Annotated in this window: 36 protein-coding genes; 16 read left to right on the plus strand and 20 right to left on the minus strand. The window is 61.1% G+C overall.

Annotated elements, in window-relative coordinates; translation table 11 throughout:
* Positions 1–170 precede the first annotated feature (170 nt).
* Positions 171–608, plus strand: a complete 438-nt coding sequence (locus tag ACTORR_RS25805; protein WP_054883289.1) for a hypothetical protein — start codon at positions 171–173, stop codon at positions 606–608.
* Between the two features lie 113 nt (positions 609–721).
* Here ACTORR_RS25805 and pbpG read toward each other — a convergent pair whose 3' ends face one another.
* The 9 genes from pbpG to ACTORR_RS25850 form a co-directional block, all read right to left on the minus strand.
* Positions 722–1648 carry a D-alanyl-D-alanine endopeptidase gene (gene pbpG / locus ACTORR_RS25810; protein ID WP_054883287.1) on the minus strand — a complete coding sequence of 309 codons (927 nt, stop codon included), beginning with the start codon at positions 1646–1648 and terminating at the stop codon, positions 722–724.
* Between the two features lie 131 nt (positions 1649–1779).
* Positions 1780–2931 carry a tyrosine-type recombinase/integrase gene (locus ACTORR_RS25815; RefSeq protein ID WP_441344135.1) on the minus strand — a complete coding sequence of 384 codons (1152 nt, stop codon included), beginning with the start codon at positions 2929–2931 and terminating at the stop codon, positions 1780–1782.
* Positions 2814–3158 carry a hypothetical protein gene (locus ACTORR_RS25820; protein ID WP_441344021.1) on the minus strand — a complete coding sequence of 115 codons (345 nt, stop codon included), beginning with the start codon at positions 3156–3158 and terminating at the stop codon, positions 2814–2816. Before ACTORR_RS25820 ends, ACTORR_RS25815 begins: the two co-directional genes overlap by 118 nt.
* A 262-nt stretch (positions 3159–3420) precedes the next feature.
* Complete coding sequence (locus tag ACTORR_RS25825) at positions 3421–3594, minus strand: hypothetical protein (protein WP_441344022.1); 174 nt, start codon at positions 3592–3594, stop codon at positions 3421–3423.
* Complete coding sequence (locus ACTORR_RS25830; protein WP_441344023.1) at positions 3591–3986, minus strand: phage protein NinX family protein; 396 nt, start codon at positions 3984–3986, stop codon at positions 3591–3593. Before ACTORR_RS25830 ends, ACTORR_RS25825 begins: the two co-directional genes overlap by 4 nt.
* Positions 3983–4366: an ASCH domain-containing protein gene (locus ACTORR_RS25835; protein ID WP_441344024.1), complete on the minus strand. Its 384-nt coding sequence runs from the start codon at positions 4364–4366 to the stop codon at positions 3983–3985. Before ACTORR_RS25835 ends, ACTORR_RS25830 begins: the two co-directional genes overlap by 4 nt.
* Positions 4363–4635: a hypothetical protein gene (locus ACTORR_RS25840; RefSeq protein WP_441344025.1), complete on the minus strand. Its 273-nt coding sequence runs from the start codon at positions 4633–4635 to the stop codon at positions 4363–4365. The genes ACTORR_RS25835 and ACTORR_RS25840 overlap by 4 nt, the downstream gene beginning before the upstream one ends.
* Positions 4632–5072, minus strand: coding sequence for a hypothetical protein (locus ACTORR_RS25845; RefSeq protein WP_441344026.1), 441 nt, complete (start codon positions 5070–5072; stop codon positions 4632–4634). Before ACTORR_RS25845 ends, ACTORR_RS25840 begins: the two co-directional genes overlap by 4 nt.
* The gene (locus ACTORR_RS25850) at positions 5069–5398 is read right to left on the minus strand and encodes a hypothetical protein (RefSeq protein ID WP_441344027.1); all 330 of its coding nucleotides are present in this window, start codon (positions 5396–5398) and stop codon (positions 5069–5071) included. The genes ACTORR_RS25845 and ACTORR_RS25850 overlap by 4 nt, the downstream gene beginning before the upstream one ends.
* A 360-nt stretch (positions 5399–5758) precedes the next feature.
* Here ACTORR_RS25850 and ACTORR_RS25855 point away from each other — a divergent pair, with 360 nt between their 5' ends.
* Positions 5759–6058, plus strand: coding sequence for a hypothetical protein (locus tag ACTORR_RS25855; protein WP_441344028.1), 300 nt, complete (start codon positions 5759–5761; stop codon positions 6056–6058).
* 430 nt (positions 6059–6488) lie between these two features.
* Here ACTORR_RS25855 and ACTORR_RS25860 read toward each other — a convergent pair whose 3' ends face one another.
* The 4 genes from ACTORR_RS25860 to ACTORR_RS25875 form a co-directional block, all read right to left on the minus strand.
* The gene (locus tag ACTORR_RS25860; protein ID WP_441344029.1) at positions 6489–6749 is read right to left on the minus strand and encodes a hypothetical protein; all 261 of its coding nucleotides are present in this window, start codon (positions 6747–6749) and stop codon (positions 6489–6491) included.
* On the minus strand, positions 6746–7516 hold the full coding sequence (locus ACTORR_RS25865; RefSeq protein ID WP_441344030.1) for a Lar family restriction alleviation protein: 771 nt from the start codon (positions 7514–7516) through the stop codon (positions 6746–6748). The genes ACTORR_RS25860 and ACTORR_RS25865 overlap by 4 nt, the downstream gene beginning before the upstream one ends.
* A gap of 3 nt (positions 7517–7519) precedes the next feature.
* The gene (locus tag ACTORR_RS25870; RefSeq protein ID WP_441344031.1) at positions 7520–8305 is read right to left on the minus strand and encodes a DUF2786 domain-containing protein; all 786 of its coding nucleotides are present in this window, start codon (positions 8303–8305) and stop codon (positions 7520–7522) included.
* An 87-nt stretch (positions 8306–8392) separates the two neighbouring features.
* Positions 8393–9154, minus strand: coding sequence for a GIY-YIG nuclease family protein (locus ACTORR_RS25875; protein WP_441344032.1), 762 nt, complete (start codon positions 9152–9154; stop codon positions 8393–8395).
* 117 nt (positions 9155–9271) lie between these two features.
* Here ACTORR_RS25875 and ACTORR_RS25880 point away from each other — a divergent pair, with 117 nt between their 5' ends.
* The gene (locus tag ACTORR_RS25880) at positions 9272–9481 is read left to right on the plus strand and encodes a hypothetical protein (RefSeq protein WP_441344033.1); all 210 of its coding nucleotides are present in this window, start codon (positions 9272–9274) and stop codon (positions 9479–9481) included.
* Here the strand turns inward: ACTORR_RS25880 and ACTORR_RS25885 are convergent.
* The 7 genes from ACTORR_RS25885 to ACTORR_RS25915 all read right to left on the minus strand — a co-directional run bounded on the left by ACTORR_RS25885 (position 9470) and on the right by ACTORR_RS25915 (position 12896).
* Complete coding sequence (locus ACTORR_RS25885) at positions 9470–9829, minus strand: hypothetical protein (protein ID WP_441344034.1); 360 nt, start codon at positions 9827–9829, stop codon at positions 9470–9472. The genes ACTORR_RS25880 and ACTORR_RS25885 overlap by 12 nt on opposite strands.
* Before the next feature lie 81 nt (positions 9830–9910).
* Complete coding sequence (locus ACTORR_RS25890; RefSeq protein WP_441344035.1) at positions 9911–10465, minus strand: hypothetical protein; 555 nt, start codon at positions 10463–10465, stop codon at positions 9911–9913.
* Positions 10462–10731 (minus strand): hypothetical protein, encoded by a 270-nt coding sequence (locus ACTORR_RS25895; protein ID WP_441344036.1) that lies wholly within the window; start codon positions 10729–10731, stop codon positions 10462–10464. The genes ACTORR_RS25890 and ACTORR_RS25895 overlap by 4 nt, the downstream gene beginning before the upstream one ends.
* A gap of 19 nt (positions 10732–10750) precedes the next feature.
* Entirely contained in the window at positions 10751–11134 is a 384-nt protein-coding gene (locus ACTORR_RS25900) for a response regulator transcription factor (protein WP_441344037.1), read from the minus strand.
* Between the two features lie 143 nt (positions 11135–11277).
* Positions 11278–11472, minus strand: coding sequence for a hypothetical protein (locus ACTORR_RS25905; protein WP_441344038.1), 195 nt, complete (start codon positions 11470–11472; stop codon positions 11278–11280).
* Positions 11469–11906 carry a tellurite resistance TerB family protein gene (locus ACTORR_RS25910; RefSeq protein WP_103469392.1) on the minus strand — a complete coding sequence of 146 codons (438 nt, stop codon included), beginning with the start codon at positions 11904–11906 and terminating at the stop codon, positions 11469–11471. The genes ACTORR_RS25905 and ACTORR_RS25910 overlap by 4 nt, the downstream gene beginning before the upstream one ends.
* Before the next feature lie 333 nt (positions 11907–12239).
* Entirely contained in the window at positions 12240–12896 is a 657-nt protein-coding gene (locus ACTORR_RS25915) for a LexA family protein (RefSeq protein ID WP_441344039.1), read from the minus strand.
* A gap of 99 nt (positions 12897–12995) precedes the next feature.
* Between ACTORR_RS25915 and ACTORR_RS25920 the strand changes: the two genes are divergently transcribed.
* The 13 genes from ACTORR_RS25920 to ACTORR_RS25980 all read left to right on the plus strand — a co-directional run bounded on the left by ACTORR_RS25920 (position 12996) and on the right by ACTORR_RS25980 (position 19373).
* Complete coding sequence (locus tag ACTORR_RS25920; RefSeq protein ID WP_441344040.1) at positions 12996–13196, plus strand: helix-turn-helix domain-containing protein; 201 nt, start codon at positions 12996–12998, stop codon at positions 13194–13196.
* A 202-nt stretch (positions 13197–13398) separates the two neighbouring features.
* Positions 13399–14223, plus strand: a complete 825-nt coding sequence (locus ACTORR_RS25925) for a replication protein (RefSeq protein ID WP_441344041.1) — start codon at positions 13399–13401, stop codon at positions 14221–14223.
* Entirely contained in the window at positions 14213–15007 is a 795-nt protein-coding gene (locus ACTORR_RS25930) for an ATP-binding protein (protein ID WP_441344042.1), read from the plus strand. Before ACTORR_RS25925 ends, ACTORR_RS25930 begins: the two co-directional genes overlap by 11 nt.
* Before the next feature lie 2 nt (positions 15008–15009).
* Positions 15010–15309, plus strand: a complete 300-nt coding sequence (locus tag ACTORR_RS25935; RefSeq protein WP_241799499.1) for a DUF1364 domain-containing protein — start codon at positions 15010–15012, stop codon at positions 15307–15309.
* A complete protein-coding gene (locus tag ACTORR_RS25940; protein WP_441344043.1) occupies positions 15306–15554 on the plus strand; it encodes a hypothetical protein in 249 nt (82 codons plus the stop codon). The genes ACTORR_RS25935 and ACTORR_RS25940 overlap by 4 nt, the downstream gene beginning before the upstream one ends.
* On the plus strand, positions 15551–15979 hold the full coding sequence (locus tag ACTORR_RS25945; RefSeq protein WP_441344044.1) for a VRR-NUC domain-containing protein: 429 nt from the start codon (positions 15551–15553) through the stop codon (positions 15977–15979). Before ACTORR_RS25940 ends, ACTORR_RS25945 begins: the two co-directional genes overlap by 4 nt.
* Positions 15976–17265 (plus strand): tyrosine-type recombinase/integrase, encoded by a 1290-nt coding sequence (locus ACTORR_RS25950; RefSeq protein WP_441344045.1) that lies wholly within the window; start codon positions 15976–15978, stop codon positions 17263–17265. The genes ACTORR_RS25945 and ACTORR_RS25950 overlap by 4 nt, the downstream gene beginning before the upstream one ends.
* On the plus strand, positions 17262–17582 hold the full coding sequence (locus ACTORR_RS25955) for a hypothetical protein (protein WP_441344046.1): 321 nt from the start codon (positions 17262–17264) through the stop codon (positions 17580–17582). The genes ACTORR_RS25950 and ACTORR_RS25955 overlap by 4 nt, the downstream gene beginning before the upstream one ends.
* Positions 17579–17896 carry a hypothetical protein gene (locus ACTORR_RS25960; protein ID WP_441344047.1) on the plus strand — a complete coding sequence of 106 codons (318 nt, stop codon included), beginning with the start codon at positions 17579–17581 and terminating at the stop codon, positions 17894–17896. The genes ACTORR_RS25955 and ACTORR_RS25960 overlap by 4 nt, the downstream gene beginning before the upstream one ends.
* Before the next feature lie 11 nt (positions 17897–17907).
* Positions 17908–18249 carry an antiterminator Q family protein gene (locus ACTORR_RS25965; protein ID WP_441344048.1) on the plus strand — a complete coding sequence of 114 codons (342 nt, stop codon included), beginning with the start codon at positions 17908–17910 and terminating at the stop codon, positions 18247–18249.
* 201 nt (positions 18250–18450) lie between these two features.
* Complete coding sequence (locus ACTORR_RS25970) at positions 18451–18774, plus strand: phage holin, lambda family (protein ID WP_174142188.1); 324 nt, start codon at positions 18451–18453, stop codon at positions 18772–18774.
* A 60-nt stretch (positions 18775–18834) separates the two neighbouring features.
* Positions 18835–19014, plus strand: coding sequence for a hypothetical protein (locus ACTORR_RS25975; protein ID WP_441344049.1), 180 nt, complete (start codon positions 18835–18837; stop codon positions 19012–19014).
* Positions 19005–19373, plus strand: coding sequence for an HNH endonuclease (locus tag ACTORR_RS25980; RefSeq protein WP_441344050.1), 369 nt, complete (start codon positions 19005–19007; stop codon positions 19371–19373). Before ACTORR_RS25975 ends, ACTORR_RS25980 begins: the two co-directional genes overlap by 10 nt.
* The last annotated feature ends 3 nt before the right edge of the window (positions 19374–19376 follow it).

Consider the following 19376-nt stretch of genomic DNA (forward strand, 5'->3'; position numbering starts at 1 on the left):
AATGTGGGCGCATGCCGGGGCTCCGGCGTTTGTACATGGGTGGAACGAGCCAGCGTCGGGTAAATTTACTGCCCGCAAGCGTGCCTGCGGCCAGCCGGGCCTAAAGGCTTGCCGCTTTCGGCCGATACGCAGGTCAACTCAAGGACCCTTTGCAAGGCAAGGAGAAACACATGGTAGGTATCGCGGCAGTCAGCATCAGCAACACCTCGACCCAGGCCGGCAGCGCTTCGCAGGCCAGCGACACGGAAAAGACTGAATCGGGCAGCTCGACGCTGCAGGTCGACACCTCGAAGCTGCGTGGCGATGGCCAGGCCAAAGGTGCCGAGGGTGCGCAAGGCAGCAGTGGCAGTGACGAGCCCTCACACATCAAGCAGTTGCGCGAGATGATCAAGAAACTGCAGAAGCAGTTGGCCGACGAGCAGAAACAGCTGGCCATCCTGATGGCGCAGAAAACCGACGAAACCAGCAAGTTGGCTGCAGTCACGGCCAAGCAGGCCAGCATCGCCACCCTCAGTGGCGAGATCATGACGGCTACCGCGCAACTGCTGGAAGCGTTGCAGAAGTCAGGCGGCAGCAGTGCCGGCGGGATGGTCGACACCCAGGCCTGAGATCAGCCGTAAGGCTGGCTCGATCCTGTAGGAGCGGGAGCGCCCGCGAAGAATACAACGCGGTACATGGCACCGGCTGCGCCGGTGTTCGCGGGCATGCCCGCTCCCACAGGTCACTCCGACGCCAGGCGCCCCTTGCCGTGCTTGTCGGTCTTGTATTGCATGGCCACTGCCGGTGCCGGCTTGGTCGCGCCGGTCTCCAGCCACTGACGCATGCGGGTGGCGTCGGCGAAGTGGGTGTACTTGCCGAAGGCATCGAGAATCACCATGGCCACCGGGCGGTTGTCCATCCTGGTCAGCAGCACCAGGCAATGGCCGGCTTCATTGGTGAAACCGGTCTTGGTCAGCTTGATGTCCCAGTTGCTCTTGTTCACCAGGTGGTCGGTGTTGCGGAACCCCAAGGTGTAGTTGGGCTTGCGGAAGGCCACGGTCTTCTCGCGGGTGGTCGACAGCTCGCTCAGCATCGGGTACTTGCGTGCGGCCATCAACAGCTTGGACAGGTCACGGGCGGTGGAGACGTTCTGGGTCGACAGGCCGGTAGGTTCGACATAGCGGGTGTGCGCCATGCCCAGGCTGCGGGCCTTGGCGTTCATCGCCTTGATGAAGGCCGGGTAGCCCCCTGGGTAGTGGTTGGCCAGGGTGGTCGCGGCACGGTTTTCCGACGACATCAATGTGATCAGCAGGGTTTCCCGGCGATTCAGCTCGCTCCCCAGGCGTACGCGCGAATACACGCCTTTCATGTCCGGGTTGTTGGCGATGGTCATGGTGAGCATCTCATCCATGGGCAGCTTGGCATCCAGCACCACCATCGCCGTCATCAGTTTGGTCACCGAGGCAATGGGCACCACGCGGTCGGCGTGGCTCGCATACAGTTCCTGGTTGGTGTTCAGGTCGATCAGCAGGGCGCTGCCAGACGCCAGGTGCAGCTTGGACGGGTCGCGCTGGACCTGGGCCGGGGGTTGTGCAGCAGCGGTCGACGGAAGGGTCGCAGTACCTGTGAGCAACAGCAGCAGGCTGAGGATGGACAGGGATGTTTTCACGTTGAGGCTCACTAAAAGTTGGTATGTCGTTGGCTGTGCAAGGGTTTTCCCCCAAAAAACCGCTGCATTGTGGAGTATGGCCGAAGTGCTGTCGAATGCCTTATATCCAAAGGGCGCAACGTGAAGGAAATTTAATCCTGTACCAATTTCGTACCAATTACCTGCTTTTCCAGCTTCGCCAATTCGGACCAATCGTTGGCCGAATTCAACCACTTCGCATAGGTTGTCAGCAGCACCTGGACAGAGTGCCCAAGCTGCCCGGCGATGAAGGCCGGGTTCATCCCTGACATGAGGCACATCGTGGCATAAGTGTGCCTGCAGTTGTACTGGGGGCGGTGTCTGAAGCCCATTGCTTCGATTGCCTGGTTGAAGTGATTGCCCGCCGTGTCCGGTACCGAGATGTGTGGCGATGACCCGGACGGCTGGAACACAAATGGGGATTCGGTCGACACACGCCGTTTCTGCTTGGACCGGTAGTGCGCGATCTCCCTTGCCCTGGCCAGCGCACCCAGCGCTCGGCTGTTCAACATCACTGTGCGGGTGTACTTGGTCTTCGTCCTTTCAACCACCTGCTTTTCCACCACGATGCGGCAGATGTGGGCTGTCTTCTTCTCCAAATCGACCTCATCCCAGCGTAGCGCCATGATTTCCCCTGTGCGCATGCCGGTGTAGAAGGCGAACTCGTAGAAGGCTGCGAACACCTGGCTAGAGCGTGAGAAATTCTTGTACATCCATTCGATCAAGGCGTCCGCCTCTTCGACGGTGAATGGATCAACCTGTTTTTTGTTTTTCTGCGGCAATTGGATCGATGCCGCCGGGTTCCTGTCCACTACCTCGTCATACACCGCAGCCCGAAACATTGCCTTGACCCGGGCAATCGCGGCGCGCTTGACTGTCGAGCTCTTCCACTCGGTCCTTGCGACCACCTCTCTCAGCACCATCGGCGTTACCGCCTTCATAGGCAGCGTCGCCAGATGGGGCATCCAGTAGTTGTTCATCAATCCCTTGTAGTTGACGCGGGTGTCGTGCACCACCTCCAGGCTGTTCAGCCAGCTCTGCGCGTACTCGCCAAACATCAGCTCGTTTGCTGGCGCTGTGTAGCTGGAGGCGGGGAACAGCTCGGCGTACCTTTTTTCATCCAGCACGCCGTGCTTGGCCAGGCTGACTACTTGAGCGCGTAGATCGGCTGCCGCCTTGATCCCCTTGGCGGTTTGGGGATATGCGAGCGTTTCGGATCGACGCTCACCGTTCCAAGTAAAACGGATCCGGATTGATTTGCCGATGAACTCGACTCCAGTGGGTAGCCCCAGCTTCCTTCCAGCCACGCTTCGTATCTCCTGATGCTGTAAAAAATCCGGCCGTCGATCTTCTTCCAGACCCCCTCAGGGATCACACCGCGGCTTCGCCTGCCTTCCAAGGCCCGCTTGGTCGTACCGACCAGCTCGGCCATTTTGTCCTCCGGGACCTTGTCGGATACATAGGCCACCGGCTGGCGTTCTTCGTCTTGCATGATGGTCTCCACGCCGCCGGTGGCGGCAGGTTGGTGGTCAGGCTGCTGGCGCAGGGCTGACGATGTAGTAGCTGGTGCACTTGCAGCGCGGACACACCATGGTGCTCGCGCCTTTGAGCCACTTGCAGGGCGCAAGCACGCGCTCGCTCTCCTTGTGCTGGTTTCGGCACCGGGAGCACTTCACTGTGATATCGGACACGGTTCATCCTCGCCCGCGCATGTTGGCGGGCTTGAGTGATTGGAGGGAGGGGTTAGGCTTGGATCAGCCGCAGCGGACGCGCGGCGACTGGAAGGTCTGCGGGCGAGGCGGGAGGACGGCTTCGAAGTACAGCTTCCACATGTCGTCCCAAGCTTCTTTCATGGTGGCGCCCTGGCCCGTGCATCCCATCCGCCGGCACCACCAAAAGCCGTTCCAGTAGGTCATGCGGGCTTTCATGGCATCAGCTCCTTGGGCACCTGGACGGTATCGCCGAGCTTGTAGTTGACGAAGCCCCTGCAGAACGCGATCAGCGCTGTGGGGCCGTAGCAGAAGATGCCCGCGCCCGCCGGGCCGCCGCTGTAGCAGACGCCACCAGCAAGGCCCGGTGAGTGCTGAGCGCTCCCGTGGTGTTTGTCGATCAGAGGCCCGCCATGCTCCCAGCTGCTGGATGGGCGGAACCCGAACCCCTCGTCTGCCCCACGGATGCTGACACTGGTGAAGACGCCCCGGGGGCTGATGATCGTCAGGTGATTCTCGGTGTCCTGCCTGTAGCCTTCGGCCATGGCCACCGCCCAGTCCAGCTGCGCGCCGATCAGCCTGGCCGTCTTCACTTCGATCAGGTCGGTCATACCAGCACCTCGTCGGGCACATCAAAGAATCCTAGGCGCCCCTTCATCGGGACAAACGGGAGCGGCTTTGGATCGCGCAGCACGAACCCCTTCTCGCCCATGTACCAGGGCGATTCGCTGTGATCGACGCTGTCGATAAGCTCGACTGAGCCAATGATCCCGCCTCGCAACAGATTGTCAGGCGGCACCGGGAAGGGCGGCTTGATCCCTTGTCGGGCCATGAACTCAAAGGCCGATAGAAACTCACGACGGGTCATGCCGGTGGAGGCGTGTACCAAGAAACGACCTCGAAACTTCGTGTGCCAGGTTCGATTCTCGATGTCCTTACCGCCGCTGATGATCAGCCAGGCCCATGGCTGTCGAATTGAAAGTGCTTTCACAGCTCATACCTCTCATCAATCCAGCGCCCAGGCGCCAGTGCGGGTGTAGGTTCGGGTTGTGTTTCGTGCGGGGAGAGCTGGCGCTCGTAGCCGGCCTGTTGTCTGGTCTTGCGCTTGAGCTGGCTGTCAGGGATGCAGCTCAGCCCCGTTGCGGTGTACCAGCAGGTGACGCCACGCTCGTCGTCGTGGAAGGTTTCGACGCCCCATGGCAGGGGCTCTGCGCTGGCGCCGGTGGCCAGCAGCAGGAGGCAGAGGGCGAGGCGGGTCATGGCTGCACCTGCTGAATGTTGGATTCGACCCAGTTGCGCATGCGCTGCCATCGGCTTTCGGGTGTGTCCCGAATCAACACCCAACGACCCACATCGTCCTGCACAAACTGGCCTGGGCTCTCGTCGTTCTCGTAGACGATCTCGGCCGCCAGAGCCTCAGCGATGCCGAAGGCCTGTGCCACGCTCTCGCGGTCGTGGGCGTCGATCAGGCTCATGTCGAGCCCGCGCTTGGCGCCGAGCGCGCCCAGGGTGCAGAACTCGCCGCCGGCCTCCAGGGTGTCGGTGACCAGGCGCTTGTCGGGCATGGCGTCCAAAGCGTCGCGCAGCTCGACCAAGAAGGCTTGGCCACGCTTGCCCCGGATGGCTGCCGCGACAGCGCCCCGCCAGCAGATGAGGCCCCAACCACTGCAGTCGTCGCTGTATCCGCTGCGGCTCATGGCTTCACCTCGCGGCGCGCCCACCAGCACACAGGGCCGTCGTCGGTGTTGTGGATGGCCAGGCAGAACCAGCCTTCGCCTTCAGGTTTGCCCGGTTCCCAGTAGCCGCAGTGCGGCTCATCGGACTGGAAGTAGCGATCAGCGATCTCTTCCGGGGCGTCCGTCTCCAGATGGACCATGACGAGCTGCAGGCCCTGCTGCGCGATCCAGGCTTTGCACTTCTCGCCGTCGCCTTCGTCGAAGTCGGGCAGGTCAGGATGTTCGAACATCCCGTATTCGTCGCGCACGACTGGCGCCGGCTGGATCAGCTTGATTTCTTCAGGCATGACGATTCCTTGGCCGCTCCTGCGACCTGCTTGTGCTTAAATTGGCGGGGTTTCGAAATGGATCTTTCTGTTTAGGAGAACGCTATGTTTGCTGTTGGTATCGCGCTGCTTGCTGTCGGCTTGGGCACCTCAATGCCGGGCCTCTGGATACCCGGCGCCGCCCTCATGGCTGCAGGCGCAGTGAAGCGCGTGCGCAGCTGATCCTCTGGCCGCCATATCGCGGCAGTGAATAGAGGGGAGAAGGGGATTGCCGATTGTCCGATTCAGCTCACAGACGTGGTCGGCAGGTTTGCGTAAAAATGGGTGTTAGCTATGGTGGCAATACAGCATTAACTACAACTAAAGTCGTAGGAGGGCGGCATGAGAATTCGCGGGGATGTTTTCTGGGCTTGGGCAGACCCCACCTTGCACCATCGCACTCACGACGAAACGCTCAGTGACGGCACCTTCATTGACGTGCAGGTGCGCCTGTCGCGAACTGGTATGACCCAGATGTTCATCGGTGTGTACGCACCCAGCGGCATGGCCATCCATGAGGAGGCTTTCGATTCTCGACCAGGTGAGTCGATGACTCGTGCGATGGCTTGGGGAGTAGGGCGGGCGCGGAAAATCGCAGTTGACGGTGTGTCTGCAGCGAGAACGACGGTGTCATCCGGGTGAGATGTTACAAGGGTTGGCCCGAAGCGACGGACCAACCCGCCCCGTCACCTGACAGGCCCTTCGTACACTGGGATAGGACCTCGATAGAACTTGGGATCGTAATGACGCCCAGGCTGCGTGGCAAAAAACCTGCCGCCTTGCTTCCCGTCTCGGCGTTGGGCGAGGTACGCCACTGGCTCCTTCGACGGTGTTTCTTCTAGCGCTTTCAGTATTCGTACCGCTGCTGCGCTTCCTTCCGGTAGTTCCTCCAGCGCTGCTTCCAGCACGTCGAGCGGTACGGTGATCAGCTTATCTTTACTACCCATCAGCACTCCGTGGTTACGTCTCCCTGGCCTCATAGGCTAGCTCAGCCTACCGAAATAGAGCCTCCGTCAGCCAATATCATTCCGATCTGGCCCCATATCGCGGCAGTGAATAGAGGGGCGAGGGGTTACAGCGTAGGGGTACAGATGTGCTCTTTCGCGGGGGAGTCTTCCACGCGCATGAAGGCCGCCATGTCTCCCATTTGCTCGACTATGAAGCGCTCTTCATCAGCTGCGGCAGCGATGATCCTTTCCTTGCGTTTCTGGCACAGTCGGCAATCGACCATGGCCCAGTCGCCCGACAGCTCGGAGGATTCCCCTAGCCAGGTGCCGCACGGCGCTTGCTCAAGGTCTTCCAGGTCGGTGAATGGTGCGAAGTGCGTCTTCACGACTCCACCTGCGCCGCTGCGCTGGAGATGGCGGTGCAGACCTTACCGCGGAGCTTGTCGATAGCGTCCCACCACTTCTCGCCGTACTTATGGGCAAGGCGGCCATGGCTGTCGTGGCCGGTCATGATGTACATGAACTCGTCGGCCTGTTTTAGCAGCCCGCGCTGCTCGGCCAGCTGAGTGCGAAGTCTTCCAGCCTCGGCGCCAATCTCGTCACGCTCATCGTTAAGGTCGCGGATGATCTGGGAAAGACGCTCAACCTCGCCAGGATCGGCGTGGGCGTAGAGCTCGGTCCCGACTTTCAGGTCATGCGACAGAAACTCAATTACTGCCGTGTCGTTTGCGCCGATAGCTACTATGGCGGCCGGCTCGCCCTGGTACTGCTCGGCAGATACTGCGCTTATCATCGGCCCCAGGCCAACCACCGGCAGGCCCATCGCCGCCGCATCCCGCTCAGCCTCTTCTTTGGTCCACCAGAAGGCAGTACCAACCATCCACGCTATCGGCTCGGCGTGGGGCTGCGGGGCTCTCGAATTCCAAAGCTCGACCGCCTTGTCGCGACCTGGCTGCTCCTCGCCTTCGCTCTGAGCTACGCCCACTGGGCCGCGGGCCAGGCAGGCCTCATGCGGACCGGTCAGGCCTTGGCAGATCACCACTGAAGCGTCGCTGTCTAGGCGCTCGATGAGGAAGTCCTGCTGGGCGCAGAAGGGGCAGGGCAGTAGTTCGCTGACCATCTCGGTGTTGCTGGATCGGTTTTCTGTGGGCATGGTTTAGCCTCTCGCTCCTGACAGCTGCAGCTGTGCTTCTTCGCCTGTGGCCAGGCCCGGGTTCAATTTGACTTTCTGGCCGGCCAGCATCCCTGCAATCTGGGCGGCCATGTCGAGTTCAATCGGGCGAGCCTTGCGTTGCTTGCCGATCTCCTTGCCGGCCAGGTACTGCTCGATCAGTGCATTGTCCTGGCTCTCTACGGCGACGAGGTCGCGCCCATTGGAGCATTGCTCTATGGCCTGATCTTCCTCGCCGCGAGGCACCAGCTCATGGAGCTTGCCGTGCACCACTGAAACCCAGGCGATTGCGAAGTGGTCGCCGGCCGTCTCTGGCGAGTAGGCGCTGCGGCTCTTGCCGCATCGTACCCGTGCCACATAGTCGCGCCGGGCCTGCGTCAGCTTGGCAAGCAGGGTTTCGTAGGCGTACATCGCGATCTGGGGTGCTGGCGTGACGCCGACAAACAAGGCCCGCTCCACCATGCGTCCGGAGGTGTCGCACCAGTGGCGATACGAGAGAGGTCGACAACCAAACACTCTGGCCACGATCCCGCTCAGTTGCCGATCCCAGGTTGGCCGGCGGTTCGCTCTGGATTTGTCCGACTGAACCTCATCCACATCGCTCAGGCGCACATCCAGCTCGCTCAGGCGATACTCGCGCATCAGCGCTTGGGCCTGGCGCATAGCTGTCGCGGCCTCGTTCTCGTTCGAGCTTTTGGAAAGGGCCAGGCAGCGCTTGATCTTGCGGATGACCCGCTCGAGCTTGCTTTCGTCGTGCTGTTGTTCGGTCATGTCTTTGTCCTAGCGTGCAGGCGCCGCCCTCGCCGGGGAGGCGTTATCGTTGAATAGGGGAAGGCGCTGACGGGCAGCGCAGGAGGATCAGGCTGGATCGGCGAGAGGCAGCGGCACCTGGGCCTGATCGGCGGCGCCGGCAGGGCGAACAGTGTTGAAGCCTGTCTCAACCGCCGCCAGGTTTTCGATCCAGTGACTTTCTCGCTGGGTGATGTAGGCCGCTCGATTGGTGCAACCCTCCGGGTGGGCGATCACCTCGAGCACGGAGAACTCCCAGTCAGTGATGTCGGAGCCGCCGAGCGCTGCGTGGAATTTGCAGCTGGTTGGATTGCTCAGGTGTTGCCACCAACGCAGCGTGAACGGCTGGGTAGTCTGGCCGACGTAGACCCGACCGCTGGACTTCTGCCGCACTTGGTAAATCACTGGCGGCGACCGTCCTTCGCTGGCCAGGCGGAACTCCGAAAGGTCACGAAACTTTGCGGCCGCCTGGCACTTCTCGGTGCAGTAGTCGTGGCTTTTCGTTTCGGTGTGCGGGTCGTTGTACTTGTCGATCAATTTGAAAACGGTGCCGCACTCCTTGCACGGTCTGTTCTCGAAGCGACCCAGCAGGTAGCTGTCGTTCTCGTCGATCGGCTGGATGTGCAGCAAATACTCGTGCGCGTTCATGTCCTTGCGCAGCACACGCGATGGGAACTGGCGTTCGTACTGTTCCTCGACCACTGCCTTAGCCGCCTTTCGGTCCGGCGCCTCGACCATTCCGCTGAACACTGGTGGCCAGGCCCACTCAGCCTCGCCGTATGCGCTTTTTGCCGGGCGGCGTCCCTTGATCTGGTAGTAGAACTTCGCCATGGCGTTCTCCATGCATGCGCCGCCCTCCGTGGCCGGATGCGGCATGGTGGAAATTCAGTTAGGGGTGGGGTATTAAGGGCGACCGGCATGGGCCGGACACACGAGAGAATTTCATTGATGACCAACCGCGAGTATTACGATAAGTGCCGTGCCTTCTCTGACGAGGTCGGCAAGAATTCGAGAGCAGCAAAAGAGCTTCTTGAAAACGACCCAGAACTTTCCGCCGAAGGCGCGTTCGAGGAGTATTGGAAGTTTTACAACGCGGCGACCACAGCATCGCTTGCCTGGGTGGACTTCTGCACCAACAACAAACCGTCAGCCAGGTAATTGGTTTCGATAGACATCGTCACCAGGCTCGCGCTTAAGCTCGGCCAAGCTGGCCTCCTCAAACTGACGCGCTAGTTTTGGCGAGATGTAAAAAGCTGGCGCGTCAGGTCGCTCAAGTCGACGCGCCCGCTCTTCTGGCTCTTGGGCAATCCACGATAGAGCCAGGTCCTGCCACAGCTCCTGCACCTGGTCGTAACCGTGGCGCTCGATCTCTGCAGCCATGGCCGACTTGATCCCGGCTGGCATGTTGAAGAACACCTTCTCGATACCCAGCTTCTCGGCCTTCTTCTTCTCGCGGTCGCGATAGTCCGCTGAGTGCTTCGCGGCTGCGGTCTTCTCCTCGGCCATGGCCGGTACCTCCCAGGCCGCTGGGCGGCAGATTGATGTGCTGCTGGCGCCGGCCGTGCCGGACGCGCGCGGTGATGCGTTTCATGCTCTGCGTTTCGCTCGTTTTTCTGCGGTAGTGGGGAAGTCGATCCCGAAATCCCGAAGAATCCGGCCGAGCTGCTTGTAGGAGATCTCCAAGGTTCGGACCACGTCCGCCCTGGTCATCCCCACATTGCGACAGGCAATGATCCGTTCAGCCTTTTCCCTGTCTTCGACTGGGTCGCTGAACTTCTTGCCCAGGTTGTTCATGCCGTAATTCGGGTCGCGTTGAAACTTGAAGTTGCCTTGTTTGGCAGCCCGGACGAGAGTCGATTGGGCGTGGCCGGTGTGGGCCATGGCCTCTTTGTAGGTCATGGTCTTTGCCAGCTCGCGAATTTCCGCGATGCGTTTCTGGCGCGCCGTTTCCCTTTTACCGATCGGCTCAGCAATGAAGTTGGTTCCCGCTCTAGTTTCTGGCTCACGGCGTGGCCGGGGCGGCACGTATCCAGCACCTGGCAGCGTTTGAACCGATCCTCCATTGCCGAAGAAGCTCTCGATGCTCGCATTGAGCTGGGTCAGCACTGCTGCGCGCTGGTCTTGGGTCGGTGCTTCGCTCACTGCAGGCCACCTCGCTTACTCGCCGCACCGGCCTCCATCGCATCCACGAACCGCAGCGCGGCCCGGTAGCTGAAGGCAAAGCCCTGGACCGCGCCGGTGGCGATCTCGACCACATCCCAAGTGCCAGCCTTGCCGGAAGCCTGGTAGCGCGGAGCTGGCTGGCCGACCTTGGCGTGCGCCTCGGCCCTCACTGACTTGCTGCGCTCGAGCAGGGCCGCGAGCACGGCAATCTTCTGCTCGAAAGCAGGGTGCATTGCTGTCTGCATGGGGGGATCCTCGGTAGGGTCAGGCTTGGTATTCGAAGGCCTCGGCCTTGCGAACGATTCGAACTTGGGCGGTGCGGCGCTCAGGGGCGCGGCGGTCGCGCCGCATCGGGTCGCCGTCGTCGATCACTGCATGCATGGCGATGAGGCTGGCGAGCATGATGCAGAGCGGGCTGATGATCTGTTGGCGCATGGCCTTGGTGACCGCCTCTATGCGGCGGCCGGCTTCCAGCTTGAAAAGGGCATTCTCGATGCGGTTGGCAACGGTGCCTGGGCTGACCGCCATTTGGCGGGCGATTTCTTTGGTGGTGAGGCCTTGAGCCACCCACAACAGTGCTTCGAGCTCACGGGGAGCCAGTGCCTTACCGAGCTGGCCAATCCATGAGCCGCAAGTGATCGTTTCCATGAAGTGTCCTCGGTGGGCTGCATTGGTCGTGACACTCGCTGCCGTGAACCTCCCGGATCAAGGGAGGGCGAGCGCCACGACCGATGCAGCCTGGTGATGGGGAACCAGGTAGATCGGGCAGTTTTCGTCAGGCTGACGCGGTGCTACTGCTGGGTGCGCAGTTCATTGCGGGGCACCCATCCGCTGCTGGTCTTTACCATGCAGCCGACGAATGCGGCGTAGCGGGTGTCGCGCTCGGTCTGATGGCCGTACCAGGCGCAGGTCCCATAGTCGATTCCGCGCATGACCAGCCACGCAACGGCGACGGTCATGATCGCGAACGATCCGATTCGGATCACAGATAGTCCTTCAGGCTGAGGCCCATCAGCTTCGCCGACTTCTCAAGGACGGCCATTTCCTTGTCGTCGATGTCGCCCGAGGCTTCGGCGATGGTCAGCATGACGTTGATAACGATGGCCGCTTCCTCGGGCGAGTGGGCCAGGTCCTTCAGTTCCTTCTCGGCGTTCATGCGCAGGATGCGATGGCCGCCGTCGTGGAAGTCCTTCTCGGCGCGGTCCATGGTGTTGGACAGCTCCGGCCCGAAGCCTTTGAGCTGAGGCGTGTTGGCGATCAGCTTCTCGGTCTTCTTGATCTCGTCCTCGCCGATCTCGCCGTCGGCGGCTGCGACGTAGAAGGCGCCGTAGACGATCGCCTGCATCAGGTCGCGGTTCTGAACCACCTGCATCGCAGCGCGGGCTTCACGACCTTTCTTGCCGAACAGTTTTCCAAGCATGGGGTGTTGCTCCGTGGGGTTGATTTCCCGTCTGGCCCTGTCGCCAAGGCCAGCCAGTGAAATCGGTGTTGCTCAGCAAACCTGCGGGCCGACATGTCGAGCGAGGAAGCTTGCTGTGTTGCGTACTGTCCACCAGGGCTCAACGGCCGGATTCACTCGGCGCCTGGTGGCTCATCTGCTGGTTGTTAAAGAGCGGTGTTTCATCGAGCGCTATGCGTTTCGATGGATGAACTATACGAATCCTCATAATTCCAGTCAATACGATTCCGCATAAATTTATGCAAGGCACAAAAAAGCCCGCATAGGCGGGCGTGCTTTGAAGCCAGCGAGAGGTCAGACCATGAATATCGACTTAGGCATTTTGCCGTCGACCACCGTTCCTACGATTTCCCAGGCGTCATCAATCGGCTTCATGGGATAGGCGGGATTCAGAGGTTTGAGGAAGAGCTCCCCCGCATCCCTGACTAGCTGTTTGAACGTGGCTTCATTGGTGTCAATCATACGGGCTACCACGAATTGACCTGGTCGGGGCTCAATGTCAGGAGCCACAAGGATCAAGAAGCCCTCCGGAAAGGAATGCCCGCTGGCGCTGGTCATAGAGCTGCCAACCACCCGCAACCAAAATGCATCCTCGCCCGCCCACACGTCGGACGTATGCCTAGGGCACGCGGAAATATTGCCCACTTCACCAGCCTCTCTTGCGTTTCCAGCCTGCACCCAGCTGATCTCTGGATAGGCAAACGATCTATTGGGTTGCAGTGCAGCAGTGATGTTGGACTCGTCAGGGGTGTTGGTGCCGAACATCAGCCAATCAGGGGACACGCTGAGGGCTTTCCCAAGCCCCTCGATCGTCCCGCGGCGCGGGCTTGAGCTTTCGCCCGAAAGGATTCGGTTGATCGTGGGCTGAGGAACCTTGGACTGCCTGCTTAGCTCGCTTTCGCTGAGGTTCAGCTCTTTCATTTTGGTCCGAAGCCGGTCGGCAACGCTCATAACCATTCCCAATATGCGTAGACGTATGTAGGTAATTCTATTGCATAGATCTATGCTTGTTCGTATGATCACTCATGCAGAAACTCATAGGAAATTCCCATGACAGTTCAAGAGATGTTGAGCCGTTTGTTCCAGCTTGGGCTGTCGCAGGCGGACGTGGCCAAGCGTTGCCGCACTACTCAACCCACTATTTCTCGCGCTTCGAACGGCGCCGCAGTTCGGTACGAGCTGGGCAAGGCGATCGAAAAACTACTGGAGCAGCGCGAGCAGGAAGTCGAGGCCGAGAACCGAGCGGCCTGAGATACAGACTCTTTGCAAGTGAGTGAATTATCAGCGGTCTGGCATTGCGCCAGTAGATGACCAAAACACCTGCGAATTCATCCAGTACCCAAATCGCAGACGAAAAAAAACCGCCTGGCAGGGCGGCTTTCTCTACAGCTTCATAACGGGTTTAAGCATGACAAACATCGTCCCACTTGACAAGTCCAGGGGGTTCACCCGGATGGACAACCAGCTCATGGATGGCCTGCTGGCTATCGATCTCCCTGCTCGGGAGATGAAGATTGTGCTGTACGTGGCCAAGGCCACCATCAACTTCGGTGCGGGCGCCCAGCGCATCCCGGCTACCGACATCGCGAAGGCGATTCACGCTCACCCTGACACCGTGTCGAAGGCCATTTCCAGCCTGTTGCGTCGGCGCGTACTGTTCCGCGAGGGCGGTGCCCGTGGCGACATCGGTGTGAATGACCCGAAAGACTGGGTCTATGTCATCGATCCGAATCAGACCAAAACAGCCGACTCGGCTAAAGTGGTCCGAATCGGCGAAGAGTCGAAACAGACCAAAACCGACGAGTCCCTTCTTTATTCTAAGAAAGAAACCCCCTATGTAAATCTTCCTTCGGAAGATATTACATGCCCCCCCAGAGGGTTGGTCGAGTCAGATCCCGAGCCGGAGGCGAAACCTGATCGCAAGACGCCATTCGGCCTCACCCAGCTGATGGCCGACAACCCGCATCAGGTCCCCAAGCAACTCCTGGTCGACTGGCTTGCTCTGCGCAAAGCCAAGCGCGCCGCTGTTTCCGAAACAGTCTGGGCGACCGTGAACGAAGAGTTGGCCAAGTGCGCCGAGGCCGGGATCACGGCGGTTACCGCTATCACCGAGGCCCTATCCGCCGGCTGGCAGGGATTCAAGGCCGATTGGGTGATCAACCGCGTGAACGACAACCGCCGCAAGGCTCCCCCTGCCAAATCTAACCACCACGGCTTCGCTGGCCGCGATTACACCGACGGCTTGATCCCTCGGGAGGATGGTTCCTATGCGTTCTGAGAAGGTTGTTCATTTGTCCAGCATGGCTACGCCGCAAACCACTTCGATGGCCATGTGCGAAGACCACGGTGAATATCTGGCCACCGTTACCCATGTCCTGAGCCGCACGTTTCGTTCGCCATGCCCGGAGTGCAAGCGGCTGCAAACGCAGAAAGAAACTGCGCTGGCGGTCGAGCGTCAGCGTCATGAGCTGGCCTGGAAACTTGGTGACGCTTTGATCCCGAAGCGGTTCAAGGACAAAACCTTCGCGGCCTACCAGGCCAACAACCCCGGTCAGATCAAGGCCAAGGCCCGATGCCATCTGTACGCCGAAGAGTTCGAGCAGAACCTGGAGGCTGGGCGTTGCATGATCCTGGTTGGCAACCCCGGCACTGGTAAAACCCACCTCGGTGTATCCATTGCCCAGGCAGTCATGGCTTCAACCGGCCACACGGCGGTGTACCGCACCCTTGGCGGCATCCTGCAGTCCATCCGTGCGACGTTCGACGGGAGTTCCGGCCAATCCGAGGGCAGCATTCTCGATGGTCTGATCAAGCCCACGCTTCTGGTGCTGGATGAGGTTGGGGCGAGCAAAGAGACCCCAAGCGAATTCGAGCTGAGCCGCCTGTTTTCGATCATCAACGGCCGCTACGAGAAGATGCTGCCCACCATCGTGATCTCCAACTTGGGCGTCAAGGAACTGCCCGCGGCGATGGGTGAGCGCTCTGCCGATCGACTCCGCGAGGGTGGGGTGATCGTTCTGCCGTTCACCTGGGAGTCGCAGCGTGGCAAGGAGGATCTGTGAAGATGCGGCAGACCAAATTGACCAAAGCCGCGCGCGGCCGGGAGTGCCAGGTGCGCATTCCTGGAGTGTGCAACGGCAATCCCGAGACCACGGTCTTGGCGCACTACCGCCTGGCGGGCACCTGCGGCGTGGGCATCAAGCCGAACGACCTGCAAGGCGCCTGGTCTTGCAGCGCCTGTCATGACGCCGTCGATTCGCGCAGTAAAACCACGTTCAGTCACGAAGAGCTGCGGCTCATGCACCTGGAAGGCGTGGTGCGAACGCTCGACATCCTCGTGAGCGAAGGGAAGGTGGCCGCATGACCAGTCCAGCCATGATGTTCAGCGGTATCCCGATCTATGTCAGCGAGTGCCTGCCCAAGGCGAAGACCGTTCGCTGGCAGACAGAGCGGAAGTGGTGCCACTGGAAGAACGCTCCGGCCCTTCGTTACCGCCAGCGTGCGAAGGAAGTCCACTGCGACACGATGATCATGCTCGGAGGCCGGGCGTTCGTCTCGCCTGAAGGCCTCGCAAAGATCCAGGGCCAGCTTGGGAAGGCAGCGCAGTGAAGCCCGCGATCATGAAGCCGGTGCAGCCCAAAAAGCCTAGAGCCAAACGCGTTGATCGCGAGGGGCAGGAGCAGGCCGCGCTGATGAAAGAGATCGAACTGCGCTATCCCGATGTGTTCGCGCACCTGCATCACACCCCGAACGGTGGGCTCCGGAGCAAGGCCGAGGCTGGCCGGCTCAAGGCTCAAGGTACCAAGGCCGGCATCCCTGACCTGCAGCTGACCATGGCGCGCGGCGGGTACTTCGGGCTGTTCATTGAATTCAAGGCCACGGTGAAGCCTGCGCCGGTGTCGCTAGAGCAGCTGGCCTGCATTGGCCGCCTGAACGAGCAAGGCTACCTGGCCGTTGTGTGCCGGGGGCATTTCGACGCCATGGAGTGCCTCAGGGCGTACATGGCCCTACCCAAAACGGAGGTCGCAGCATGACCAATACCGCCGCTGTGAAAATCAGCGATGCAGAAATTCGCCGGCAGGCCGCCGGCCAGGTGCGTGACCTGCGCGCCCTGGGCAACCACGGTCTGTACTTCCGGTTTCACCGTTCCCGAGAGCGCGGGTCTTGGTACCTGATTCACAAGGGCAAGTGGAACCTGATCGGCTCATACCCTGAGCTGAGCGCTGCCAGGGTGGCCGCGGCGCTGCCGGATATCCGCCTGCGCCTGGAAGCGGGCGAGGGGTCTAGCCTGTCCAGCTGGGTGCTGACCGGCGAGTTGCTGGCCTGGTTCGCTGAGCGCATGTCCCGCGACCGCAACCTGTCGGCCAAGCGCAAGAGCACGGCTGCATCGGCGATCAAGCAGCACCTGGTGCCGCGCCTCGGCCAGATCCCGCTGGCCCAGGTCGACAAGGCACTGCTCGACCGCGAGCTGATGTGGCCACTGCAAGAGTTGCTGTCGATCGACTATGTGCGGTTGGTTTTCCAGCTGCTGGCCCTGGCCTTCCGCCAGGCTTTCAAGCTGGGCCTGATCAGCTCCAACCCCATGGCCGGCATCCGCTTCGGCGACTTCTCCAAGGCCAAGGTTACGGTCAAGCCGTCTCGGCTCCGTGGTGTGCACCTTGAAGACCTGATGGCGCGCATGAAGAGCACCCTGACCCACAACCCGCAGCATGGCCTGCTGGCCCTGATGATGCTGTGCCACGGAACCCGGTTGGGCGAAACCCGCATGGCCCGCTGGAGCCATATCAGCCTGGCCGAACGGGAGTGGTTCATTCCTGCCGAGCACACCAAAACCGGTGTACAGCACCGTCTGCCACTGACCGACCAGGTGCGCTTCCTGCTGATGGCCTATCGCGAGATCCAGATCAAAGAGGGCTACGAGGGCGAGTTCGTGTTCCCGGGCCGCAATGGCAAGCCCATGAGCGAGGCCAAGGCATCTGCCGTGTTCACCGTCATGGGCCAGGGCGAGTGGACCAGTCACGACCTGCGCAAGCTGGCCCGCACCGGCTGGGCGGATCTGGGCGTTGACCACCTGGTGGGTGAGCTGCTGATCAACCATGCCATGGGCCACAACGTGAAGGTGTACATCCAGTCCGACGTCATGGCCCGCAAGCGCGAAGCACTGGAGAAGTGGCACGCACACCTTGACCAGAAGGGTTTCGAGTCGGTTCACGGCTTGACCGGTGATAGATCAATGGATTCATGGATTCTCTCGAAGACCGCAGAGCGCGCGGGTTTCGACGGACTTCCGGTATCCACCATAAGCGAGGATTTGAAATGACCCAGAACCTTAAGCCGGGCGACCTCGCCCTGATCACCGGAGCCTTCAGCGTCACCGAGAACATCGGTCGTTCGGTGGAGCTGGTGGAGTTCGTTTCGCCGTTCGGCTCCGTGTTCCGCCAGGACGGTTACTTCGACGCGGATGCCCCTGGCCTTTGGATCGTCACCGGCGAAGACCTGGTGCGTAACGCCGAGGGCGGCAAGGTGATCAGCAACTTGGCCGGCTGTGACCCGCAGCACCTGCGCCCACTGCGCGGCGACGAGGCGCCGAAGCTTCACGCTGAGGAGATTTGTCACTTGTTCAAGGTGCCTGCATGAGGAAAAGCCACGGCCCAGCCTTCAAGAAGGCCGTGATCGAGCTGGACGAGTGCCCTTTGTGCCGTGGGAGAGCGGTCACCAAGGGCTTGTTTCACGAACTGCCATGCGACCACTGCCATGCCTCGGGCTTTGTGGCGGCCGCGACCGGCGAGGCTCTGGCCCTGGATGAACTGGTGACCCAGCTCAGCATGAGGCTTCGGGCAGCGCTCCGGCAGATCGAGCAGTTGAAGAACCCTCAGGCATCCGGGCCTGAGGCGACATATCAGGGAAGCAACCGGCGCGGCGCCGGCGGCACCAACCACACCGGGGATTGAGGGGGAAGGACATGAGCAACTTAGAGAAAACGGCCGAGTACCTGCTGGAGCACTGGGGCCGCTGGGTGGTGCTGGGATCAGGCGTGTCGTGCTGCGCATCGCGGGATAACACCATTCTCGATCCGATGATCACCGACGACGATGCCCTGTTCATCGATGGGCTGGTCGGGCGCCTGAACAAGCGCTACCCCGAATGCGGCCAGGTCATCATCAAGTACTACAGTTCCCGCGACACCGCGCTCCGGGATGTGGGCAAGAAGCTTGGCTTCGGCGAGGAGAAGACTCGGCAGCTGTGGAAGGCCGGCGTGGCCTGGGTCGATGGTGCGCTGGATATTCGTCGCGAGGCCGCTTGACATCCCCGGTCCTCGCCCGTATCTTTCATGTTACTTTGCGGTAGGTGCGCGAGAGCAAACTCGCCATCACCAGCAGCCTCCTTCAAGAGCCTCGGCATTCGCCGGGGCTTTTGCGTTTTCGGCTCCACCACGCCCATCGCTCCGAGCTGGGAGTGCTGTTGGGGCCGAACCTATTGCGCTCCCCAAAAGGGAGGAACCGAGATGCCAAACATGCCCGAGAAGGATCCTGGCCTGTGGGCCGCTGTGCTCACCTGGGTGATTGCCCATCAGCCCCAGCTTGGTGCCGCCGGCTTGTCCGTTGCGATCGCCGTCCTCCGGGTGGTGTATGGCGGCGGCACCCGTCGACAGATGTTCTTGGAGGGCGCCCTGTGCGGCCTCATCACCCTGGCCCTGGTGCCGCTACTTGAATGGATGGGCCTGCCACAGGGCATGGCCACCTTCGCCGGCGGGATGGTCGGCTTCATGGGAGTGGAGAAGCTGCGCGGCTACTCCGACCTGTTCCTGTCGCGTAAGGCCCAAGGCTGATGAGCTGCAGTGGATGCGCCGCACGGCGCGAATGGATCAATAAATGGATGAAGGTGGCCCGTGAACGAGCAAGTAATCTCTTTGCTCCAGCAGATTCTGGAGCAGCAGCAGAAGCAGGCCGGCCTGCTGGAGACGATCGCAAGCCAGAACCTAGCACTGATCGAAGCCCTGGCGGATGAAGGCGGTGCCGATCCTGATGCGCCACCGCAGACCTACCTGAGTGGCGCGCCATGCCGTTGAGACCTCAGCGGCCGTGCCGGGCCCAGGGCTGTCGTGCTCTGCACCGCAATGCCAACGGCTACTGCGATGGCCATGCAGAACTGGCTGCTGAGCAGGCCAAGGCCTGGGCGACCCGTAAGGGGTCGGGCCGTGGTGGTCGCCCCTGGCGCCGCAAGCGTGAACGAATCCTGAAGCGAGACCAGTACCTCTGCCGGTGCGATGACTGCGTCCAGCTTGGTCGCATCCGTGAGGCGCACGAGGTTGACCACATCGTGGCCCTGGCCCACGGCGGTACCGACGATGACGACAACCTTCGGGCGATCAACCGCGACTGCCACAAGGCGAAGACGCAGCGGGAGTCGAAAACGATCAAAAAATGATCG

Source organism: Pseudomonas sp. SAR267, assembly GCF_052077595.1.
Lineage (GTDB): Bacteria > Pseudomonadota > Gammaproteobacteria > Pseudomonadales > Pseudomonadaceae > Aquipseudomonas > Aquipseudomonas vlassakiae.